Source organism: Mesorhizobium ciceri WSM4083 (assembly GCF_000519305.1).
In the GTDB taxonomy this organism is placed as follows: Bacteria; Pseudomonadota; Alphaproteobacteria; order Rhizobiales; family Rhizobiaceae; genus Mesorhizobium; species Mesorhizobium ciceri_B.
This window is the reverse complement of sequence record NZ_JAFG01000004.1, coordinates 708,425-729,168: the sequence shown is the minus strand read 5'-3', so window position 1 is coordinate 729,168 and position 20,744 is coordinate 708,425. Positions and strand designations below refer to the sequence as shown.

General features: G+C 61.3%; 21 protein-coding genes. 4 read left to right on the top strand and 17 right to left on the bottom strand.

Annotation, left to right across the window (positions count from 1 at the left end):
* Positions 1-261 precede the first annotated feature (261 nt).
* Complete coding sequence (locus MESCI2_RS0109330; RefSeq protein ID WP_027036352.1) at positions 262-1,554, top strand: Nramp family divalent metal transporter; 1,293 nt, start codon at positions 262-264, stop codon at positions 1,552-1,554.
* A gap of 87 nt (positions 1,555-1,641) precedes the next feature.
* Positions 1,642-2,136: a hypothetical protein gene (locus tag MESCI2_RS0109325; protein ID WP_027036351.1), complete on the top strand. Its 495-nt coding sequence runs from the start codon at positions 1,642-1,644 to the stop codon at positions 2,134-2,136.
* 64 nt (positions 2,137-2,200) lie between these two features.
* Here MESCI2_RS0109325 and MESCI2_RS0109320 read toward each other — a convergent pair whose 3' ends face one another.
* Positions 2,201-4,312: a catalase gene (locus MESCI2_RS0109320; protein WP_027036350.1), complete on the bottom strand. Its 2,112-nt coding sequence runs from the start codon at positions 4,310-4,312 to the stop codon at positions 2,201-2,203.
* A 291-nt stretch (positions 4,313-4,603) separates the two neighbouring features.
* Between MESCI2_RS0109320 and MESCI2_RS0109315 the strand changes: the two genes are divergently transcribed.
* Positions 4,604-5,167, top strand: coding sequence for a sigma-70 family RNA polymerase sigma factor (locus tag MESCI2_RS0109315; protein ID WP_027036349.1), 564 nt, complete (start codon positions 4,604-4,606; stop codon positions 5,165-5,167).
* Here the strand turns inward: MESCI2_RS0109315 and MESCI2_RS1000000136610 are convergent, their stop codons facing one another.
* The 11 genes from MESCI2_RS1000000136610 to MESCI2_RS0109260 form a co-directional block, all read right to left on the bottom strand.
* Entirely contained in the window at positions 5,168-5,344 is a 177-nt protein-coding gene (locus MESCI2_RS1000000136610) for a hypothetical protein (RefSeq protein ID WP_081738644.1), read from the bottom strand.
* A gap of 162 nt (positions 5,345-5,506) precedes the next feature.
* A complete protein-coding gene (locus MESCI2_RS0109305; protein ID WP_027036348.1) occupies positions 5,507-5,725 on the bottom strand; it encodes a hypothetical protein in 219 nt (72 codons plus the stop codon).
* Between the two features lie 81 nt (positions 5,726-5,806).
* Positions 5,807-6,721 carry a class I SAM-dependent methyltransferase gene (locus tag MESCI2_RS0109300; RefSeq protein ID WP_027036347.1) on the bottom strand — a complete coding sequence of 305 codons (915 nt, stop codon included), beginning with the start codon at positions 6,719-6,721 and terminating at the stop codon, positions 5,807-5,809.
* Between the two features lie 3 nt (positions 6,722-6,724).
* A complete protein-coding gene (locus MESCI2_RS0109295) occupies positions 6,725-7,696 on the bottom strand; it encodes a GNAT family N-acetyltransferase (RefSeq protein WP_245270270.1) in 972 nt (323 codons plus the stop codon).
* 8 nt (positions 7,697-7,704) lie between these two features.
* Positions 7,705-8,853 (bottom strand): glycosyltransferase family 4 protein, encoded by a 1,149-nt coding sequence (locus MESCI2_RS01000000134530; protein WP_032900518.1) that lies wholly within the window; start codon positions 8,851-8,853, stop codon positions 7,705-7,707.
* Between the two features lie 6 nt (positions 8,854-8,859).
* The gene (locus tag MESCI2_RS0109285) at positions 8,860-9,792 is read right to left on the bottom strand and encodes a beta-xylosidase (protein ID WP_027036345.1); all 933 of its coding nucleotides are present in this window, start codon (positions 9,790-9,792) and stop codon (positions 8,860-8,862) included.
* Complete coding sequence (locus MESCI2_RS0109280; protein ID WP_027036344.1) at positions 9,785-10,546, bottom strand: TIGR04290 family methyltransferase; 762 nt, start codon at positions 10,544-10,546, stop codon at positions 9,785-9,787. The genes MESCI2_RS0109285 and MESCI2_RS0109280 overlap by 8 nt, the downstream gene beginning before the upstream one ends.
* A 2-nt stretch (positions 10,547-10,548) precedes the next feature.
* Entirely contained in the window at positions 10,549-11,352 is an 804-nt protein-coding gene (locus tag MESCI2_RS0109275; protein WP_027036343.1) for a sugar phosphate nucleotidyltransferase, read from the bottom strand.
* Positions 11,352-12,452, bottom strand: a complete 1,101-nt coding sequence (locus tag MESCI2_RS0109270) for a CgeB family protein (protein WP_027036342.1) — start codon at positions 12,450-12,452, stop codon at positions 11,352-11,354. The genes MESCI2_RS0109275 and MESCI2_RS0109270 overlap by 1 nt, the downstream gene beginning before the upstream one ends.
* Before the next feature lie 14 nt (positions 12,453-12,466).
* Positions 12,467-13,063, bottom strand: coding sequence for a histidine phosphatase family protein (locus MESCI2_RS0109265; protein WP_027036341.1), 597 nt, complete (start codon positions 13,061-13,063; stop codon positions 12,467-12,469).
* Positions 13,060-14,163 (bottom strand): inositol-3-phosphate synthase, encoded by a 1,104-nt coding sequence (locus tag MESCI2_RS0109260; protein WP_027036340.1) that lies wholly within the window; start codon positions 14,161-14,163, stop codon positions 13,060-13,062. Before MESCI2_RS0109260 ends, MESCI2_RS0109265 begins: the two co-directional genes overlap by 4 nt.
* A gap of 156 nt (positions 14,164-14,319) precedes the next feature.
* Here MESCI2_RS0109260 and MESCI2_RS0109255 point away from each other — a divergent pair, with 156 nt between their 5' ends.
* On the top strand, positions 14,320-16,062 hold the full coding sequence (locus MESCI2_RS0109255; RefSeq protein ID WP_027036339.1) for a hypothetical protein: 1,743 nt from the start codon (positions 14,320-14,322) through the stop codon (positions 16,060-16,062).
* Positions 16,063-16,071: 9 nt separating this feature from the next.
* Here the strand turns inward: MESCI2_RS0109255 and MESCI2_RS01000000134525 are convergent, their stop codons facing one another.
* From MESCI2_RS01000000134525 to MESCI2_RS0109230, 5 genes are all read right to left on the bottom strand, one after another.
* Positions 16,072-16,257 (bottom strand): hypothetical protein, encoded by a 186-nt coding sequence (locus MESCI2_RS01000000134525; RefSeq protein ID WP_032900517.1) that lies wholly within the window; start codon positions 16,255-16,257, stop codon positions 16,072-16,074.
* Between the two features lie 94 nt (positions 16,258-16,351).
* A complete protein-coding gene (locus MESCI2_RS0109245) occupies positions 16,352-17,398 on the bottom strand; it encodes a UDP-glucuronic acid decarboxylase family protein (protein ID WP_027036338.1) in 1,047 nt (348 codons plus the stop codon).
* Between the two features lie 23 nt (positions 17,399-17,421).
* Positions 17,422-18,525: a CgeB family protein gene (locus MESCI2_RS0109240; protein ID WP_027036337.1), complete on the bottom strand. Its 1,104-nt coding sequence runs from the start codon at positions 18,523-18,525 to the stop codon at positions 17,422-17,424.
* On the bottom strand, positions 18,522-19,616 hold the full coding sequence (locus MESCI2_RS0109235) for a CgeB family protein (protein WP_027036336.1): 1,095 nt from the start codon (positions 19,614-19,616) through the stop codon (positions 18,522-18,524). The genes MESCI2_RS0109240 and MESCI2_RS0109235 overlap by 4 nt, the downstream gene beginning before the upstream one ends.
* Positions 19,613-20,743 (bottom strand): CgeB family protein, encoded by a 1,131-nt coding sequence (locus MESCI2_RS0109230; protein ID WP_027036335.1) that lies wholly within the window; start codon positions 20,741-20,743, stop codon positions 19,613-19,615. Before MESCI2_RS0109230 ends, MESCI2_RS0109235 begins: the two co-directional genes overlap by 4 nt.
* Position 20,744: the final 1 nt, after the last annotated feature.

Genomic DNA, 20,744 nt, shown 5'->3' with positions numbered 1-20,744 from the left:
ATAGCTTTTGTGCCACGTCGCCTGAAGGACAGGCTTCGACACAGGCATTCTCTTCTTGAGCATTGGCCTGGATGTTCGACTCCGCCGCAAGAACCCGCATCGGATGAAACGCCGTCGCGGGCCGGGACTGTGTCCAGGAACAAAAAGACTGACCAGAGGTTCGAATTCGATCTCAATGCAGCTTGAAACGGCTGCTTCATCGGCATCCGATTGGAAGTTCGTCATGATTTGTTGCGTGGCCCCGGTAAAGACGCGCCTTCAATGAACAAGCCACCTGATGCGGGCCCAAGGGCAAGCGAGCAAAAAAAAGGCGGCGTCGTTCGGGCTCTCGGGCTTGGTCTGATCACCGGTGCGGCCGATGACGACTGCTCGGCCATCGGTACCTACGCGAGCGCCGGAGCGCGGTTCGGGCCCGACCTGCTGTGGACGGCACCTGTCACGCTGCCGATGATGTATGTCGTCGTCTATCTTTCATCCAAACTTGGCCAAGTTTCGGGGCGCGGGCTTTTCAAGGTCATATCGGACTTCTATCCGCGTTGGCTGCTATGGTCCGTGCTGGTGGGCGTGCTGATTGGCAACACGATCGAGGCAGCCGCCGATCTTGGCGCCATGTCGGCGGCCATCGTGCTGTTCGTTCCTCTGCCTGCTCCCTTGGTCGTCATTGCCGTTGCGGCCGTCATTTTTGCCCTGCAGGTGTTCGGATCGTATAAATTGATCCGAAATGTGTTCCGGTGGCTGGCTCTGGCTCTGCTCGCCTATGTGGTCTCCGCGGTGCTTGCCAAACCGGATGCAGCCTCCGTTCTGCGTGGCACGCTGTTGCCAAAAATCGAGTTCAGCCGAGAATACCTGTCCATCCTCGTCGCCATCGTCGGCACCACGCTGTCCGCATACCTTTACACATGGCAGTCCAATCAGGAGGTGGAGGAGGAGATCGCCAAGGGTCGAACGAGCCTCGAAGAGCGCAAAGGCGCCACCGAGGGCGAGCTTCGCCGATCCCGCCGCGATATCCTGATCGGCATGACGTTTTCCAATCTGATCATGTATTTCATCATCCTTTCGACAGGGTCGACGCTCTACAGGGCCGGGCAGACGCAGATCGAGACAGCGGCACAGGCGGCCGAAGCGCTGCGGCCGCTTGCTGGCGACGCTGCCGGCATTCTCTTTGCGGCCGGTGTAATTGGCGTCGGCTTTCTGGCCGTGCCGATCATGACCGCTGGCGCTGCTTTCGATTTCGCCCAGGCGATGGGATGGAAGAATAGCTTGCATGCCAAACCCCGGCAGGCTCCCAAATTCTACATCGTGATCGGGGTCATAACGCTGGTGGCGGTGGGCCTCAATTTCTTCGGCTTCAACCCGATGAAAGCCCTTGTCTGGTCTGGCATCGTGCAAGGATTTTCAACCCCGCCGCTGCTGCTTCTCATCCTCATCATGACCAACAATCGCAAGATCATGGGCGACAAGGTCAACAGCACAAGCACGAACATTCTGGGCGGCGTGACGACCCTGGCGATCTTTGCGGCGTCGGCGGGACTGGTGGCAAGCTGGTTCCTGTAGCTCGCCGGGCGGGAAGGATGTTCAGGCGCGGTGGAACATCGGCGGTCAATTGTCGTTGAGACGCTTGTGGGAGAAAGGAGGTTGTCCATGTCAAAGTTGCAGGCCGCCACTCCGGATCGTCTAAGACAACTCAGGCTAGAGGCGTCGGCCCATTTCGCTCCGTTGATGCTGCACGAGGCTTTGCTGCGCCTTTCCCATGCCTGCGGAGGCGACAGCCTCGACCGCTTCGAGAAAGCCATGGTCGATCAAATCGAGGCGGCAAAGGACGATCGGGCCGATTTCGAAACGATCAAGGAATTTGCGATCGAGCAGCTTTACGCCCTGGTCCGCAACGCCAACGATTCACCAAAAAAGAAACAAACGCTTGAGAAGATAGACACGCGCAGAACGCCCGGCCGTTCCGAAGAACCACGCACGCTCGAAGACCAACTGCAGGCGGGGTTGGAGGATTCCTTTCCGGCGAGCGATCCGCCCTCGGTGGTGTCCACGACCATTTCAGGCGGAGCAAAAAAGCTGGTCGGGACCGACGAGGTCCTGGAAAAGCAGCGGCAACAAGCGTCCAGCAAGGAAAGTCGCTCGTAGATCGCGGCGCCGGCTGAGGCCCGGTGGCAACCCAAGCCTGCGGACACGCCAACGGAACAGCGCATCAAAGCTTGACAGCCGCCTCCCGCGCCCAGAGCCGCAGTTTGCGGCATGACTGCACAAACGCAGTTACCGAAGCTGCTGAATCCAGCCGCGTCAGCCCCTCGTCGGCATCGGGAGCGACGCCTGCTTTGATCAGGAGCGGCTCGGCCCCCGGGGTGAAGCCGATGAACTTGCAATGCGCAAACGCATCAGACACGAAATCCTTCGCAGCGGCCTCCTTGACCAACAGCTCGGCGCCCGCCTCGGAGAGGAGGAGCACCACCGCGTCGAACAATACGGATGGGCCGCCATCTATCATGTGCCTTGCCTCGATGTGAGTGCCGTCGGCGGCTTCGACGCCGCCCACCTTGGGGGCAATCACTTCCATCACCGCGCCTTCTGCTTCGATGGCGGAACGAAGTTCCTCGAACAGCGCGACATCGGCTCCATCGCTGAGCATGACACCGACTTTGCGGCCTTCGAAACTGTCGGGCCCGTTTTGGATGATGCTGAGCGCCGGCGACGGCGGCAAGTCATCGCGGGGTGGAACGGCGGCCTCGGCAGGTTCGGGCATGTCACGGATACCGAGCTTGTCGGCGACCGTGGTTGCCAGCGTTTCATCGATGTTCAACAAATGCGAAACCATCCGCTCGCGGATCGCCGGTGCCTGGACCTTGCTCAGTTCAAACGTCAGCGCCATCGCGATGTGACGCTGCTCCGGTGGTGTCTGGCTGTTGAAGAATTGACGGGCCTGGCTGTAATGATCGGCGAAGCTCTCCGCGCGCAGACGTACTTTCTGCCCTTCTTCGGCATCGGCGAAAGAACGGAAGCCACGCTGCGGATCCTCGCGCGGTCCCAGTCCCCATGAGTTCGGCTCATAATTGGCGCGACCGGCCGGATTGCGCATGGCCATGTGTCCGTCCTGTTGAAAATGGGCGAACGGGCACTTCGGCGCATTGATCGGCAGATGGGTAAAGTTCGGGCTACCCAGTCGTTTCAATTGGGTATCGAGATAGGAAAAGTTGCGCCCCTGCAGAAGCGGATCGTTGGAGAAATCGATTCCGGGCGGCACATTCTGCGTCATGAACGCAACCTGCTCGGTCTCGGCGAAGAAATTGTCCGGCATCCGGTCGAGCACCAGCCTACCGACCGGAATGGGTTCGAGGATCTCTTCGGGAATTATCTTCGTTGCGTCCAGGATATCGAAGTCGAAACTGTCGGCGAACGCCTGATCGAACAGTTGCACCGTCAACTCCCATTCCGGGAAATTGCCGGCCTGTATGGCGTCCCACAGATCGCGGCGATGGAAGTCGGGATCGGCGCCATTGATCTTGACCGCCTCGTTCCAGACCACCGATTGCATGCCGAGCTTGGGTTTCCAGATGAACTTGACGAAGGTGGATTCGTCCTTTGCGTTGACGAGGCGGAACGTGTGCACACCAAAGCCTTGCATGAAGCGGAAGGAACGCGGGATCGCGCGATCCGACATGATCCACATCACCATGTGCATCGATTCCGGCATCAGGCTGATGAAGTCCCAGAAATTGTCGTGCGCCGTCTGTGCCTGCGGAAAGGCACGGTCGGGCTCCTGTTTGGCGGCGTGGATCAGATCGGGAAACTTGATGGCGTCCTGGATGAAGAAGACCGGGATGTTGTTGCCGATCAGGTCCCAATTGCCTTCCTTGGTATAGAGCTTGACCGCGAAGCCGCGCACGTCGCGGGCGAGATCGAACGAGCCCTTGTTGCCGGCAACCGTGGAGAAACGAACGAATGCCGGCGTCTTTTCACCAGCTCGCTGGAAAATGTCGGCACGTGTGTATTTGGCAAGTGACTCGTAGGTCTCGAAATACCCATGCGCGCCGTAGCCACGGGCATGAACGACCCTTTCCGGGATGCGTTCGTGGTCGAAGTGGAAAATCTTCTCGCGAAAGTGGAAGTCTTCGATCAGCGATGGTCCGCGCTCACCGATCCGCAATGTGTTTTGGTCGTCGGAGACAGGCGTTCCGAGCGCCGTCGTAAGGGCAGGCGTGTCGTCCCCCGCGATCTGGTGCAACTCGCCGCCATTTCCGCGCGCGCTATTCTGATCCAGTCCACTTGCCGATTGGCGAGCGGAGGGGCGAGCGGATTTGGCCATGACAGATCCTCGATCGATACCGGAAGGTTGAAGTGGTCAAGCCATCAAACTGCCGGTGAGCGGCTTTGTTCCCGTAAAAAATGGGCGCTTGAGAAACCGCTGTCGGAGGAGCGGTGACTGTTGCGGAGATGGTGAGCGGCGATCGGATGACAGATATCTCCGCCTGCGCACAATTTATGAAGAGTTGTCTCCAGCACGAGGAACGAACCAAACGTCCATGCATTTAGCTGGGGCTGCGTTCACACACTCTTTCTTCTGGGAGCTGGACCATTGTCATCCGGAGGCTGCCTTTTGGCCGACCAGGAAACCAATGAAGTTTCCATCGTTGACCTGATACCTGCCCTGCGGGCATTCGCGCGCACCTTCTGCCGCGTCCCCGACGACGCCGACGATCTCGTGCAGGAGACACTGACCAAGGGTCTCGCCAACATCGACAAGTTCGAACCCGGTACACGCATGAAGTCGTGGCTCTTCACCATCATGCGCAACACTTATTACACCCGGGTCAAGATCGCTGCCCGGGAGGCGCCCGGCCTGCTCGACTGCGCCTCTTCGAGGCCAATTTCGGAAGCCACCCAGGAATGGACTGTTCAGAGCAAGGAAGTTCACGGCGCCATTCAAAGGCTGCCTGAACACCAACGCGAGGTGCTCATGCTGATCGGCGTTTTGGGAGTGAGCTACGAGGAAACCGCCGACATATGCGGCTGCGCGGTAGGGACGGTCAAAAGCCGCCTGAATCGTGCGCGCGCCAATATCCTTGAATTCCTTGGAGAGAGTTCGCTCGAGACGTTAATGGAGAGAAGAAACCAGCTGTCGGATGGTCAGCTCGATGTCGAGGTCGACAGCCGCAGATAGTCAGTTCTTCACGTCGCGCCGACGTTTCTGGACGAGTGCGTCCTGCAGTTCCATCGCCAGCTTGGTCAGGCGGTCTGGAATCTTTTCCTGCTCTATGGCGGCCAGCAGGGAAGCAATCTCCTGATCCACTGTCATCTCGACATGCGGATCCGTGGTATCGTCGCTCGAACGAGACATCACATTCTCTTGATAGCGGTCCCTTGATGCTAGTGTGGTGATAAGCGCCTGGCTTTACAAGGCGGTGTCCACCGCCGAGAAGCTCACCAGCGGACCCTTGCACAGGTTTATTTCCTTGCTCCTCCTTTGTCGCCGCGGGCTATGGACGCGGCGCGGTGGCGTTCAGTCCTTCGGCAATCGATTAGTGGCGTGATCCTGATATTGATCGGATTTGATCCGCTTGCCGTCCAGCCCGCGCTCCTGGCCATGCTGCTTCTTGTCGCGATTCGACAAAACCGCGTTTTCTTCGATCTTGTCCTTCTCCAGGGAGGTCATTGCGCCGACGCCGGCACCCTTGCCATGACTGCCGCGGCCGAAATGTTTTTTACCGCCAGATGCCATGATAGCCTCCTTCGAAGCGAGGACACCCGTCGGTGCCCCTTGTTCGCAGTCCGAACTGGCATCGCGCTGTAATGTTCCGTCTCACCGAGCGAGCAAAAAGGCGCTGCCATCCCATGACCGAAACGGCTTCTCACCGTCAATGAGAACCCGCAATTGATGAGCTTGCGCCAGACGGCCGATATCATCTCGGTCTGAGAAAAGTGATCCGCGATAGGAATAGTTCAGCAAGGCGAGCCAGCCCGGCCGTTTCAGAACGCGTGCAATTTCTTCGAAATGCCGCTCTGCCATGCCGGCCAGAACCAGATAGGGAAAGCTGTCGACCGCCAGCACGCAATCGAAACTGGCATCGTCGAATTCGACCAGGTCGAGACCGGAGGTTTGTCGCAACTCGACATTGCCGAGCGGGGCGCATTGCTTGGACGCGATGGAGATCATCCGCGACGATATGTCGATGCCGACCATCCGTTTGAAGGATTTGCACAGCGCACGCTCGAAGCGGCCGATGCCGCAACCGATGTCGAGAATGCTCCGTTCCCTTCCGGTGAATTCTCGCGCTTCCAGCCATGCAACGATTTCGTTGGTCGTGGCTGTGAGCCTTTCCTCATCGCCGAGGGATGCCAGTTGGACACTCGCGGCTCCCGAAATCGCTGCCGCGGCATCGAAGCTGGAGGCCAGCCGCATGACGACAGCGACATTGGTCTCGTCCTCATCGCGCTCATGCCGAACGGCGCCGCCCGTCGCTCGCAACACGGCAAAGACGTCTGGTCTGCAGCGCAGCAGTCCGGCGACCTTTCGCAGCCTTGCTGCGTCGCCGGCATCCGCCGGCTGGACCTTCAGCACGACCTCCGCCAATTCCGCCGCTCCAATTGTGGGCGGCAGGTGGAGCGCCAGCCTGACGAGAACACTTTCGGCGCAAATGCCATCGGCCATGCAGTCTTCAACCGCCAGCCTGACCGATGTCGTGCGCCGGGCGGCTTTCGGTGCGGTTACACTCATGCATCAACTCCGCGTCCAGACCCTGCGCATCGTCCACCTGTCGACGGCGCCCCAGCCATATTTGTAGGCCTCCTGGCCGCGCAGGAAATCGAACTCGCGCGCATCTTCGCGGATCGCTTCCGCGATTGCGTGGCCAATCAGGATCGCGCCTGGGCTCTCCTCGGCATAGGCAGGGTCGAAGCCGCCGAGATAGGCATAGGCACGGCCGCGGTGGTGAAATCCGTAATAGGCGCCGACGGTTCCGCCATCGATCGCGAACAGCCAGCATCGCACCAGACCGTGAGCGTCGAGCAAGGGAAGTGAGAGCCGATGGAATTGCTCGACGGCGGCGTTGGCCAACACACCGCCTCCGTGTTCGGCCCAGCGCACATTGTGCAGGCGGATCAATTGATCGAGGAAGGTTTGCGGACTGCCGCTTGCCGACAACGCGATGCGGCCGCATCTTGATGCGGCCTGGCGCGCCCGACGCAACTGGCGTCTGCGTCTTGCGGGGACGCAGCTTGCAAGCGTTTCGTCGCCGACGAGGGCGAGCACGGGGCAGGCGGCATGGGCGGCCGGCCGATCCATCTCGGGATGTGTCATCGCTAGGGCGACGCTGTCCTGCGGCAAGTCCGACAAGATCCATTGCGCCCACCCGATCGAGAGGATCGACTCGACGACGATGGCGACAACCTCGGCTTCGATCCCAGGGACAGCCAGAATGTCCAGATAGTCGCTGAGCGAAATGCCGACCGGAAGCAGCTTCGAACCGGCCGTCCCATGCTCGAGGTAAAGCGGCGCCAGACCGACCAGATCGCCGCCGCGCCAGACCGCGACCGTCGCCAGTTCACCGGGTGCGAATGCGTGCCACCATGGCACCAGCCAGGCGGGAGATTGAAACGGCGTCGCCGAGGGACTCTGCTGCCACAGTTTCCACCAGTGCGGCGTCAAGGCGTCGAATTGTGCGAGGTCACCGATGATTTTGCTGCGCAGCACAGCTTGGCTCACAGCGTCGCTGCGAAGCGCCAGCGGCCAGTGCCAAGCTGTGCCAGCGCCTGATAGGAATCCATGTAAGACGAGATCATCCGTTCCAGCGAAAACCGCCGTCGCGCTTCGGCCCTGCATGCCTCGGCATCCAAGCTGGACGCCGCAAGAATGGCTTGGGCCATCTCGTCGACCGTATCGACGAGAAAGCCCGTTCTGCCGTGCTCTATGACATCGGGAAGCGCACCATTTGGAAAGGCGACCACCGGGGTGCCGCAGGCGAGGGCCTCCATGGCCACAAGCGAGCTGGTTTCGGCTGCGAGGCTCGGAATGACCAGGCAGCGCGCTGCGTTGAGAAAGCGTCGCTTGGCGGTGAAGCCGAGCGGGCCAAGGAAGCGGCGGCGGCCATCGAGGCGAGGTTGGACCTCGTCGCGAAAGTACCGCGTATGCGTTTCGTAGGGATAGACCTTGCCGCCGATGACCAGCGGAACGCCTGCCTGTTTGGCCGCATCGAGCGCCAGGTGAATGCCCTTTTCCGGGCAAACCCGGCTTAGAACAAGGGCAAAGTCGCGCTTCGGCTGCGGCAGGTTTAGTGCTTCGATGTCGACGCCGTTCGGAATCGGCGCCGCCAGCCTGGCGCCTGGTGGCGCGGTTTTCTGCTGGCTGGGCGAGACCGCATGAAGCCAGAGGTCACCGCGCGTCGGGCACAATGCCGCGGCCGGATACCAATCCAATGGCAGGTGGAGGCTCACCAGGGTCGGACCATCGTCGGGAAGATAAGCGTCGAAATCGATGCCGTGCAGATGAACCACGTCGATGGGCCATCGGGCGCGGGCAGCGGCGATTGCTTTGCGATGGGCCTGTTGCGCGCGGCGCTTCGCCGCCTCGTCGAGCATGCCGTTTTCGGCCGGTATTTCCACAAGCGTGCCGCTCGCGCTGGAGCCACGGCAACCAATGACGATAGATCGATGACCGGCGTGAACCAGTGCCCGATCGAGCATCGACAGAACCTGTTCGGCACCGCCGACAGCGTCAGGTCCGACGGGCGCGAGAGGGTAGGCGACATTGAGAACGGTGAGTGTCTCGCCCGGTCGCGTCCCGGTGCCTTGCGTCGCATCTCCATCTGTCAACGGCGTCGCGAAGTCCGGCATCTGATGCATGGGCAGCATGGCAATTCACGCGGCCGAGGCCCGCTGCGTGGGGAGCGAGGCGGATGTCATCCCGGACGCATAGCGGCGGATCATGGTTGAGCAGAATTCCGCGAACTCCTCCGGCACCAGCGGCGGGCTGGTGTGGTGGGGCATCATTCCGCGGTGCTGAGGTGTGAAGCAGAAGGTGACCGTCACGTCGAAATCGGCGAGTGCATCCATCTGCCGGTCGAACCAGTCCAGCGCATTCGGCCGAAAGCTGTCCGCCCAGGAAAGCCCGGTACGCATATTGGTGACACCCAGCCGCTTCATCCAGGCGACGGCATCGTCCAGCCGAGGATCTTCGAAATGAAACCACTGCACCAGTCCCATTGCGGGTGTATAGCGCAGGAATTCCTCCAGCGCGGGCTTTGGCGTGCCGTCCTGGCGCAGCAGCCCCATATGGAAATGCCGGTAATAAGAGGAGCCCTCGGCTTCGCGGTGACGCGTCGTTGCTTCCCATTCACGCGGAAGATCGTAGAGGCTGTACCACTGGATGCGTGGTGCGTTGCCGAGCAGCAATTCAGCTGTGCGCTTGAGCCCCCAGACCTGGATTTCCTCGGCGCCGAAGGTCGATACGCCGACTTCGCTGACCCAGATGGGAAGGTCGGTGACGGCAGCGATCTCGCCGATCTTCTGCGGCCATTCCTGGATCTGCCAAAGGTTCCAGTCGAGGGGAAAGCCGTGCACGGCGACGGCATCGACATGATCCAGCACGCCGAATTCCTTCATGCGGGTGATGAACCCCGGGTCTATCGGCGAGATGCCACCGAGCACTTTGGTCAAAGCCGGGTTTTCAGATGCGATTGCGTCCGCCGACAGTATCGCCATCCTGGCAAAGCGGCTCCAATCGGGGTCGAGCTCGGGATCCCAATGCGATTTGTTGTTGGGCTCGTTCCAGATCATCGCGGCTTCAATCATGGCGCTGTCCTTTCGAGGGGTAGACGGGACCGCCACTGGCCGCGTCGCCGGCGGCGCGGCAGAAATAGACCTCCTGCTCCGGATGCAGGACGATTTCAAATCCGGCGCTGCGCAGCATCGCTTCGGTGCAGGCGCGGTTGGGTATCCACCAGTTGGTCGGATCATCGGCATAGCGGTGCTCGATGAAATGGAGCTTGGGAAATTCCGGTCGGTCGAACAGGTCATGGGTCCAGAAATGATAGTTCTCTTCCATCTCGGGCAGATCTGTGCTGCCACGCTGCATCGACTGGAAGATCATCAAATCACCGGCGACATGCTCACGGATAAGGTCGAGCGCGAGCAAGGGGTGGCGCAAGTGATAAAGCACCCCCATGAACAGCACGATATCGAATGTTTCGCGCAGGGCGCCGACGTCGTAGACCGACAGTTTCTGGAATTCGATCTCGCAATTGGCGATCTCGGCGGCAAAGCGGGCCTGCGCCAGATAGGCTTCATCGAAATCGATGCCGAGGACACGGGCGGCACCTCGCCGTTTCATCTCGATGGAATAGAAACCGGCATTGCAGCCGATATCCAACACCGTCTTACCTGTCAGATCCGCGGGAATGGCCTCGGCGAATTTGCGCCATTTGATCAGCGGATAATTGCCGAGAAAATGGTTGGGAGCGGTTTCGACACCGGCCAGTTCCATGTTGTGGAACCACGGGCCGAGAGCATCGATACGGCGACGGATTTCGGCATGGGAATGCAGCATGATCAGGCTCCTTCGCCGGGAACGACGGGCACATGCGAACGGGCAACTGGCGTAACCGTGGCGGGTTGGTGATGGACGGGTGCCGCGCCGTCCTCGAGCAGCCGCAGAGCCGTGCGATAGCCGTTGAACGTGCCGACATCGACATAGGCGGACCCAGCCTTGACGCCATGGGCCTCACCGCCGGCTGCCAGATAGGCGTTAATCAGGGTGCCGATATATTCGTCGCGGCAGTCCCGCTCGCGCCACAGTGCCGCCAACTGGTGCAAGGTCCGGCCCGGCATCTTGAACGCCCCCCAGATCCAGTTCGTGGCAGCGTCTTGCCGCTTGACCTGGATTTCCTTCACCCGATCTCTCTCGTCGAGAACCACGGCATCGAAAAATTCCGGGCGGTCCACCGGAAAGAGCAGGAACGAGAGGGAACTGTCGGGCAGGCACGAGAAGCCGTCCTCGGGGAACCAGATCGTATCGGGCAAACCGATCAAAGCCGTCTCGTCGGGCGCGACGAGAGGCGCTGCCCGAAAAATCGCATCGCAAAGTCCAACGGGATTGGGCTGCACCACGAAGAGAGCCGCAGCGTCACCATAGCCGGCGGCGTAATATTCGAGAATGTCGGATTTGCCGGATCCGATGATGAAACAGATCTTGTCGACGCCGGCGCGCACCATCCGCCGCACCAGGTACTCGCTCACCGCGCAGGGACGCTCCGTCTGTCCATCGATCCGACTGCCGACCGGCAGCAGCTCTTTCGAGAAGCCGAGCGGTTGAATGCGGCTGCCGCGCCCGGCAGCGGGCACAATGCCCAACATCAGACTGCTTCCATCATCGGTTCGCCGGGGGATCTTTGAAAGGCGTCGTTTAGAATCTGGTCCAGCTCCGCCGCGCGCCGGGCAGAGGTGTGTTCGTCGAGGACCCGTTGGCGCGCACGGGTTTTGATGGCGTCGAGTTCTCCTGCGGGTAAGGCGAGCGCCGCGACCACGTCATCGGTGTCGTGGGCCAGCAGGATCTCGCGGCCGGGTTCGAAGAAGCTGCTTAGGCCCGGCCAGGTGTCGGTTACGATAGGCACCCCACATGCCGCTGCTTCGAACAACCGGCCTGAAGGGCACCAGCCCTTTTGTGCCATCGCCTCGCGGGTGACGTTCAGTGTCAGACGAGAGGATGAGAAAAACGCCGGGTGATCGGCCGGCGGAAGGTGCCTGACGAAGAAGATGTTGTCGCTCCACGGGAATTCCTGCGGATATTGTGCGCCGCCGATGATGAAGCGCTGGTCCGGCAAGCGCGCAGCTGGGCGAACCAGCAGATTCTCGACGGCCGCCTGGCGATCTGGCGCGTAGGTTCCGAGATAGGATAGATCGGCCTTGAACTCGGTCCGCGGCGTAGCCGGCCGGTGTTGATCCGGATCGACATGCCCATAGAGCGGCACCACGTGACGCGCGCCCAGAACCGTCTTCAGCGCGTCGACCGCCGAGCCGCCTGTGTAGCTCAGGACGAGGTCGAAATCGGCAAGACCCTCGGGGCCGAAATAGGGTGGACGCTCACCTTGTTCGATGCGGGCAAGCGTGATCGGCGTGTCCAGATCGTAGAAGACACGCAGTCCGCGGCCTGCCTGCAGCGCCAGCCGCGAGGCGTCCACGGCGTCGGGACAATAAGAGGTGACGATCACGACATCCGATTGCTTGATCGTTTGCTCCGCGACCCGGCGGATGTCCTCCCAGTCCGGGTAGAGCACGACGTTGCCGCCGTCCAGATGATCAAGATCGCGCGTTCCGGCATAGTAGGGTGTGTCGCGTTCGAAGAAGGTAATGGACCAGCCGCGCCGAGCGAGGGCTCGGATCAGTCCCCTCCACAAGGTGGCATGTCCGTTACCCCATGAAGACGTGACGGTAAGACCGAAAATGACCATCTGCATCCGGCAAATCCTCGTCAGGCAACTTCGTTCAATCGGATCAGCTTTGCCCCCCAGTCCCCCGACACGATCGTCGTGATCGAAGCGGGATCGATGTCGAAGCGAAAGCAGTCGCCGGCCGGCAAGCCAAGAACGTTGCAGACGGCGGCCTTGATCACATCGGCGTGGCTGACCAGGGCGACGTATTGATTCTGATGCCGCTCGCGGACCGCGGCCATCAGCGACACAATGCGTTGCTGGACATCCTGCATGGTCTCGCCACTCGGTGTCCTTGCCTCCTGCCGCTGGTCATTCCAGGCTCGCCAACTGGCGTCGCCATTCAGCTCATCGAAAGTCTTTCCCGACCAGTCGCCGAAGTCGATCTCGTCGAGTTCGGCGCAGATCGCGATTTCCCCGACATCGCAGGCGAGCGCGATTGGCAGCGCCGTCTCTCGCGTACGCTCACGCGGGCTGCACAGGATCGCGACGATAGGCTCCCGGGCCATGCGGCCGCCAAGCTGCGCAGCCTGTGCCTTGCCGGCGTCGCCGAGGCAAACGCCGTCCATCCGGCCTGCAAGATAGGAGCCGACATTGTCGTGTGCCGCATGGCGGATCAGAAAGAAGGTCGTCGTCATTCCGCAGCATCGAGCAAAGGCTCGTCCTTGCCTGCGATAAAAGCCAGCGTGCGCTGCCGCGCTTCGGCGTCGGTGAACTGTTCGGGAGGCGACTTCATGAAATAACTGCAGGGACCGGTCAGGGCACCGGCTATGCCGCGATCGAGCGCCAGCTTGGCGCAGCGTACCGCATCGATCACCACGCCGGCTGAATTTGGAGAATCCCAGACTTCCAGCTTGAGCTCGGCATTGAGCGGCACGCCGCCGAAGGTCGTGCCTTCGACCCTTATATAGGCCCACTTGCGATCGGTGAGCCAAGGCACATGGTCGCTCGGCCCGACATGGATGTTGCCCGGCTCCAGGGGAACATCGAACTGGCTGGCCACGGACTGCGTCTTCGAGATTTTCTTCGATTCCAGCCGCTCGCGTTCCAGCATGTTGAGAAAATCGGTGTTGCCGCCGAAATTCAGCTGATAGGTGCGGTCGATGCGCACGCCGCGTTCGCGGAAGAGATTGGCCAGCAACCGGTGCACGATGGTCGCGCCGACCTGGCTCTTGATATCGTCGCCGACCAGCGGCAGTCCCCGCTGCTCGAAGCGCCGGCGCCATTCCGGGCGTGAGGCGATGAAAACCGGTATGCAATTGACGAAGGCGCAGCCGGCCTCGAGTGCGCATTCGGCATAGAAGCAGGTCGCCTCCTCGGAACCCACCGGCAGGTAGGAAACCAGCACGTCAGCGCTGCTGTCGCGCAGGATCTCGGTGACATTGGCTACGGGCTCCGGAGCTTCTTCAATCTCGTCACGCAAATATTTGCCGATCCCGTCCAGCGTCGGTCCCCGCTCGACACGAACGCCGCTTGTCAACGCATCGGCAAAGCGGAACGTGTTGTTGGGGGCGGCATAGATCGCTTCCGCGACGTCGCGGCCAACCTTGCTCCTGGCGACATCGAATGCGCAGACAATCTCGATGTCGTCGACATGGTAGCCGCCGAGGTCGGCATGCATCAGCCCAGGGATTGGTTCGTTGCTTTTAGCGTGACGATAAAACGAGAGGCCCTGCACGAGGGAGGATGCGCAATTGCCGACCCCAACGATACCAACACGAACCTTTTTCGATCCCACGAAACCGCCACCCTATGTTGTTCAAAGGTAAGTTCCTGGCGCCGAACCATCAGCGTGCCGGAATGTTCCTCCGCCCATCGAAAAATTGCGCGAGACAGCATGGATCGAAGCCGCATTCGATGCGTTGCCGCACGGCAAGCATTGGAAAACCGATCGATGATCGTCTACGGCGACCACAAGCAGACCGAGAGCGCACAGCGGCTTCGCGAAGCAGCAGGCGAAATGGCCGAGAGCCTGGGTCGAATGTCCTATGGCGTCCAACGCCATGCTGCATTGGTCGGACTATTCATCAGCGTGTCGGAACTGGTTCAGGCGCTTGCCGATGTCGATTTCGAAACCAGCGGCATCGACATTTTTTCGCCGCGACAACAGCAAGGCGCCAGGTTGCTGGTCGGAGTTGCGGCAGAGGTGGCGAAGTCGTGGCGAAGCGGTTTCGCCGTCGGCGGTGGCATCGATCCGGGACTTCTCAAACTGCTGGCCGGGCTCGACTGCCAGGCCGAGGTTCTGACCGGCTCTGCCGAGGGTTATGCGCACTATGCGCTTTATCCCGAAAGCTATTTGGACGCAGCGCGGAAGTCGGGTCTCGATGCGAACACATGCGTGATCGGCGTCCGCAGCATTGGCCTCGGGCTGGCAGCTATGGTGGCGGCCTCGATTGATGCGCCCGCACCATTCAGCGTTCGCCCGATCGGCCATCCCTTCCGCAGGCATATCAACGCCGATCCGCGGTCGATCGCTCCCTGGAAGAACAATTCGTCGGCTCGCTTCGCCGTTGTCGACGAGGGTCCCGGCCTGTCCGGCAGTTCGATGCATGCCGTTGTCGTTTGGCTGCGTGAACTGGATATCGATAGGGATCGCATTCACCTGTTTCCCAGCCATTCAGGCGGCCCGGGCAGCGAAGCGTCGCGGGAGGCTCGGGAGACTTGGTCGCGCTGTCCGAAACATGTGGCGACGGCGTTTGAATGCACCTTCTCGGAAAGCTCGAAAATTCCCACGTTGCGCGATTGGGTGGCCGAGGCGGTCGGCAGGCCGGAATTAGGCCTGACCGAGCTATCTGGCGGCGAGTGGCGGGCCGCCCACTACGCCGACGAAGGGCGCTGGCCGCCGAGCCCACGCGTTACCGAGCGGCGTAAATTCCTGGCATCCGCCGGGCGTGACCGCTGGCTCGTCAAATTCGCCGGCCTCGGCGAAACCGGACTGCGCAAGAAACGAGCCGCGGCGATGTTGCACGAAGCCGGGTTCGGATCGCAAGTTGTCGCGCTTTGCCATGGCTTTCTGGTTGAACGGTGGATCGACGGCACCACGATGGATCAGGCGCCGCTGCCCAGGGAAAGACTGATCGCGGAACTCACGAATTACCTGGCCTGGCGTGCGCTCAATCTTCGAACTTGCGAACCGGGTGCATCATTGCTTGCGCTCGCGGAGATGGCTGTTTCCAATGCGTCGGAAGCCTTGGGCGAGAAACGCGCGGCGACCTTGCGCGGTTGGCTCGCGAAACAGACCCCCGCGAGCGGGCTGCAGCGGATTGAAATCGACGGAAAGCTCCAACCGTGGGAGTTTCTCGTTCGTGCCGACGGCAGGGTGCTCAAGACAGATGCTGTTGACCATTGCCGGGCACACGATTTGATCGGCTGCCAGCCAATAGAGTGGGACATTGCCGGCGCCCGTGTCGAACATGGACTATCCGACAGCGATGTGAGGACCTTGGTCGAGGGAATGAAGCTTGCCCTCGACAAAGGCCACATCGCCTTTTTCGAACCGTGCTACTTGGCATTCCAGATGGGGCTCTGGAGCACGGCTGCGCAATCCGAAAATGGCCGGGAAAAAGCAAGGCTGGCCGCGACGGCAGACCGATATAGGATGCGGCTGATACGGTTCCTGGACGAATGCCTGATATGATCGTTCCGATCAATCCAGCCTTCGCAGCATGTCTGCTTCCTGCTCGAGAATAGTGGCCACTTCCTCGCGCTGCAGATGCGTCATCATCAAGCTGACGCAGCACTCGAGATAGGTGATCGAGGCGCGCCGCAGATAGGCAGCCGTCTCGCGTTCGGCCATCTGGTCGATATCCCTCGCGGGTCGCTTGGGTTGCATGAGGATGATCCTCCGTATCGGGTCCTCCCGCCAAACCACAAGCTTGGGCGGATGTTCCGCGCGATCTCGGGAAAGATTCGGCGGCCGTCTCGCATCACGCCGGAAGGTTCTGCAGCCCGCCGGATGCCGGCCTCGCTCTTTTGGCGAAGCCTGTCATCTGATCGCCGATGCGACTGCCTTCGAGCGCCGCGAAATAATCGATCGTCAGCTTGAGCCCTTCGTTGAGGGGCACCTTCGGTGTCCAGCCGAGCAGCGCTTTTGCACGCGAAATATCGGGCTGCCTGCGCCGAGGATCGTCTTGCGGCAGCGGCAGAAATCTCAGATCGGATTTGGTGCCGGTCATCGCCTTCACCAGCGCCGCCAGTCGCACGATGGTGAATTCTCCGGGATTGCCCAGATTGACCGGCTTGCCCGGATTGGGGTCGATGTCCATCAGTCGCCTCAATCCATCGATCTGATCGGAAACATAGCAGAAGGACCGCGTTTGCAAGCCGTCGCCGAAGATCGTCAGAGGACGTTTTTCTAACGCCTGCATGATCAGGTTTGAGACGATGCGGCCGTCCGCCGGATCCATTCTCGGACCGTAGGTGTTGAAGATGCGCGCGACGCGCACGTCGGCCTTGCCGGCCCTCAGATAATCGAAGCAAAGCGTTTCGGCGGTGCGCTTGCCCTCGTCGTAGCAGGCGCGCGGGCCTGTGCAGTTCACATGGCCAACATAGTCCTCCCTCTGGGGATGTTGCTCCGGATCGCCATACACTTCGCTCGTCGAGGCCTGCAGCAGCCGCGCGTCATATCGGACAGCGAGTTCGAGCAGGTTGAGCGTGCCGATCACGCAGGTTCGCGTGGTGTGTATCGGGTCGGCCTGGTAACGCGGCGGCGAGGCAGCGCATGCCAGGTTGTAGATGCGATCCACGGGCTCGCCGAGATCCAATGGCCGGCAGATGTCCTGCTCGATCAACCGGAAACCCGGCTGGTCCATGATCGAGATGATGTTTTCCATGCGCCCAGTCAGGAAATTGTCGGCGCAGATCACGCGCCAGCCGTCGCGGAGCAATGCTTCGCAAAGATGCGAACCGAGGAATCCCGCACCGCCGGCGACAAGCACTGCCTTTGCCCTTTGCGCGTTTCTTTTTTGTCGCATCGTCGTTTTCTCCTGTATGCCGGTCATGCTGCGCTTCCGATGTCTAAATCGAGGGCCGCCGCCCTTGGCTGTGTCAACACCGCCACGAATTCACGGGCCCTGGCCGCACCGGTGTGGGATGCGAGGACGCATTCGCGGGCCCGGCGGGCCATCGCGAGGCGTGTGCGCTCGGACTCGCCGAAGAGGATTTCGACGACATGGTCCGTTTCCCCGGCGGTGTGGATCGCCGATGCAGGAAAGAAGCTGTCGAGCCCTGGCCAGTGATCGCTGATGATGGGCGTGCCGCAAGCAGCCGCTTCGAACAGGCGCACACTGGGCGACCATCCGGCAGCGATCATGGAACTGCGTGTGACGTTCAGCGTGTAGCGCTGACGGCTGTAGAACGCGGCATGATCGGCGGGCGGCAAATGTTCGATGCGTTCGACATTGTCCGGCCAGATGATATCGGATGGGTATTGCGAGCCGGCTACGACGAAACGGCGATCCGGCATATGCCGTGCGGGCTCGAGCAGCAGCGCGTTCAGCGTTGCCTGCCGGTCCGCGCTGTAGGTGCCGAGATAGCCGAGATCCCAGCGGATCGGATCGCCGGTCCGGTGATGCCGTTCTGGGTCGGCCGAGCAGTAGAGCGGTTCGGCTCGGCGCGCGCCGAAGTCCTCCATCAGACGGCCAAGCATCGGCCCGCCGGTGAACGAGAAGTAGACATCGAAATAAGGAATCTGCCGCCAGCTCAGATAATCGCAATCATCGGCCGAAAGCTGCGCCACGGTCACCGGCGTGTCGATGTCGTAGAAGCAGAAGCGCCCTTTGCAAAGTGATGCGACGATGTCGATGACCACGCGTCCTTCCGGGACGAAGGAGCCGATGACGACGATGTCCGCCTGCTCCAGGCACCGGGCGTAGTCGCGTCGCAATTCCGCAGTGGTTTCGTAGTAGCGCAAGGCGCAGAAATCCGGATCGCGCAGATCGCGGTGGTTGGCGTACCACGGTACGTCGCGCTCCAGAAAGGTCACGCGGTGGCCGAGTTCGTGCAGACCTTTCAGCAGGCCTCGAAACGTCGTGGCGTGGCCGTTTCCCCAGGACGAGGACAGCGACAGGCCGAGAAAGACGATGTCCAGTTGCTTGGTCATTCCGCTGCCTCCACGGTTCCCTGCTCGAAATGACGTTTGAAGACGGCATCGGCCACGTCCGCCCGCAGCGCGTAGGTATGGTCGGCCAGCACGCGGCGAAGTGCGGCCTGGCCGATTGCCTTTGCCCGACTGGAGGTCAGCGAGCGCATGATCTCGGCGACATCGCCGCCGTCGCGCGCTACCAGGATCTCCTCGCTTGGTTTCAGGAACAGTTCCACGCCCAGCCACGCATCGGTGATGAGGCAGGCACCGGCGCCGGCCGCCTCGAAGACACGCGTGGCCGGTGAAAACCCGTTTACGGCCATGCTGTCGCGGCTGATGTTCAGCACCGCCTTGGGTGTGACGTTGAAGGCATTATGATCGCGGGTGCCAACGTGACCAAGCCAGCCGACATTGGCGGGAAGCGGCTTGTCCCCCCAGCCAGATCCGCCGAGCAGAAAACGCTGGTTTGGAAGCTGGCTTGCGGGATCGAGGAAGAACGCTTCGACACGTGCCTCACGATCCGGCAGCCTGTTGCCGAGGAACGCCAGATCGCAAGCGAAACGCGCATCGCTGGCGACCGGGTGATGCGTTTGGGGATCGAGCGCATTGTAGATCGGCACGCATTCGTTCGCGCCCATGGCACGGTAGGCCCAGACGACGGGGTCGCCGCCGCCATAGGTCAGCACAAGGTCGATTTCCTGCAGGGCGCCATGGAGCGGATGGTCCGGTTCGTCGCGCAACTGGGCAAGGGTTGCTGGAGCGTCCACGTCCCAGAATACCACCAGCGCGTCGCTGCGGGCGTGATTGAGAACGGCGCGCAACAGCGCCTCGTCCTCGAAACCGACGCCACTCGCCTTGACGACGATGTCGGCGCTGGCGGCACGTGCCGCGACCTGCATCAGCGCGTGCTGGGTCGCTTCATAAACGACGACAGTGCACCAGTCCGGCGCCTCGATGTCGCGGTTCTTCTGCCGGTCGTAGACGTCGGGCTCATAGAAGGTGATTTCGTAGCCCAATTGGGCAAGCGCCTTCAGCAACCCGCGATAGTAAGTCGCGGCGCCGTTCCAGTAGGATGACAAGAGGCTCGATCCATAGAATGCCATCTTCATGCGGCGGCTTCCTTTGCGGTGGTCTCGTTGATGGTATGTTCGGTTGTGCATTCCGTGAGCACGCCGAACAACTCGTCGACGCGGTGCTGGCAGGTGTGCCGCGAGCGGATGGTCTCGAGACCTGAAGTCGCCAGGGAAGCCGCGAAATCCGCATCGGCCAACACCGCCTGAAGGTGCTGCCGCATTTGCGAGCCATTCTGGGCGAACAGAAAGTCCACGCCGGGCCTGAACAGCTGCTCGACATCGGACCATGGTGCTGAAATCAGCGGAATGCCGCAGGCGAGCGCCTCGAACATGCGGATCGTCGGAATTCCAGGCAACCCCTCACGATAGGGGCGCCGTGGGATATGGACGGTGACACGATGCGCGGCGAACGCCTTCGGCACGTCGGCATTGGCGATCCATCCGTCATAGCGCAGTCCGGCGGTGGCCAGATCCGCAAGTGCGGGCTTGGGATAGCGGACACCGTGGACAGTAGCCTCGAGACCGAGATCGTGTACCGGCTCGATCAGAAACTCCTTGAGTTCGGCAGTCCGCTCATCGTCGCCCCAGTTTCCAATCCAGACCAGATCGGACATGGGGTGAATCTCCGGGTGCGGCTTGAACAGGCGATCGTCCGCGGCTTCATGCCAAGTGAAGACGCGCTTGCCCCAGCCGGCGCGCAGATAGCTCTCGCGCAAGGCCTCGCCAAAGGCGAGAACGCCGTCATAGTGCTCCAACCGCAGCGCCGAGATTGCCTCGGTCGCCGATACCGCCCGGTGGTGGGTGTCATGAAACAGAAGGATGAAGTTGCCGCCAGCGGCCCGGGCACGCCCGATGCGTGCGACAAGCTCCGGATCCGTCCACTCATGAACGATCACAACGTCGGCCTCGGCGATCCAGGCCTCGTGATCGAACCCGGTATCGTAGGTCACCGGCATCAACTCTGGGAAATCCTTGCGGAAGCGTTCGATGGCGAAGGATCCCTTCTCAGCCAGCAGGTTCGAACGGCTCCAGCCGTCGGACGGCTCCAGCGCGACCGCCTGGTGCCGGCGTGCGACCAGCTCCCGCATGATACCGCGCAGGAAATGGGCATTGCCGTGGTTCCAGTCCGAAACGACCGAGTGGGTGTAGAACAGAAAGCGCATG

Bases quoted from the DNA above. Each gene is read 5' to 3' on its own strand.
- MESCI2_RS0109330 (WP_027036352.1), top strand. From the start codon at position 262: ATGAACAAGCCACCTGATGCGGGCCCAAGGGCAAGCGAGCAAAAAAAA.
- MESCI2_RS0109325 (WP_027036351.1), top strand. From the start codon at position 1,642: ATGTCAAAGTTGCAGGCCGCCACTCCGGATCGTCTAAGACAACTCAGG.
- MESCI2_RS0109320 (WP_027036350.1), bottom strand. From the start codon at position 4,312: ATGGCCAAATCCGCTCGCCCCTCCGCTCGCCAATCGGCAAGTGGACTG.
- MESCI2_RS1000000136610 (WP_081738644.1), bottom strand. From the start codon at position 5,344: ATGTCTCGTTCGAGCGACGATACCACGGATCCGCATGTCGAGATGACA.
- MESCI2_RS0109305 (WP_027036348.1), bottom strand. From the start codon at position 5,725: ATGGCATCTGGCGGTAAAAAACATTTCGGCCGCGGCAGTCATGGCAAG.
- MESCI2_RS0109300 (WP_027036347.1), bottom strand. From the start codon at position 6,721: ATGAGTGTAACCGCACCGAAAGCCGCCCGGCGCACGACATCGGTCAGG.
- MESCI2_RS01000000134530 (WP_032900518.1), bottom strand. From the start codon at position 8,853: ATGCTGCCCATGCATCAGATGCCGGACTTCGCGACGCCGTTGACAGAT.
- MESCI2_RS0109285 (WP_027036345.1), bottom strand. From the start codon at position 9,792: ATGATTGAAGCCGCGATGATCTGGAACGAGCCCAACAACAAATCGCAT.
- MESCI2_RS0109280 (WP_027036344.1), bottom strand. From the start codon at position 10,546: ATGCTGCATTCCCATGCCGAAATCCGTCGCCGTATCGATGCTCTCGGC.
- MESCI2_RS0109275 (WP_027036343.1), bottom strand. From the start codon at position 11,352: ATGTTGGGCATTGTGCCCGCTGCCGGGCGCGGCAGCCGCATTCAACCG.
- MESCI2_RS0109270 (WP_027036342.1), bottom strand. From the start codon at position 12,452: ATGCAGATGGTCATTTTCGGTCTTACCGTCACGTCTTCATGGGGTAAC.
- MESCI2_RS0109265 (WP_027036341.1), bottom strand. From the start codon at position 13,063: ATGACGACGACCTTCTTTCTGATCCGCCATGCGGCACACGACAATGTC.
- MESCI2_RS0109255 (WP_027036339.1), top strand. From the start codon at position 14,320: ATGATCGTCTACGGCGACCACAAGCAGACCGAGAGCGCACAGCGGCTT.
- MESCI2_RS01000000134525 (WP_032900517.1), bottom strand. From the start codon at position 16,257: ATGCAACCCAAGCGACCCGCGAGGGATATCGACCAGATGGCCGAACGC.
- MESCI2_RS0109245 (WP_027036338.1), bottom strand. From the start codon at position 17,398: ATGCGACAAAAAAGAAACGCGCAAAGGGCAAAGGCAGTGCTTGTCGCC.
- MESCI2_RS0109240 (WP_027036337.1), bottom strand. From the start codon at position 18,525: ATGACCAAGCAACTGGACATCGTCTTTCTCGGCCTGTCGCTGTCCTCG.
- MESCI2_RS0109235 (WP_027036336.1), bottom strand. From the start codon at position 19,616: ATGAAGATGGCATTCTATGGATCGAGCCTCTTGTCATCCTACTGGAAC.
- MESCI2_RS0109230 (WP_027036335.1), bottom strand. From the start codon at position 20,743: ATGCGCTTTCTGTTCTACACCCACTCGGTCGTTTCGGACTGGAACCAC.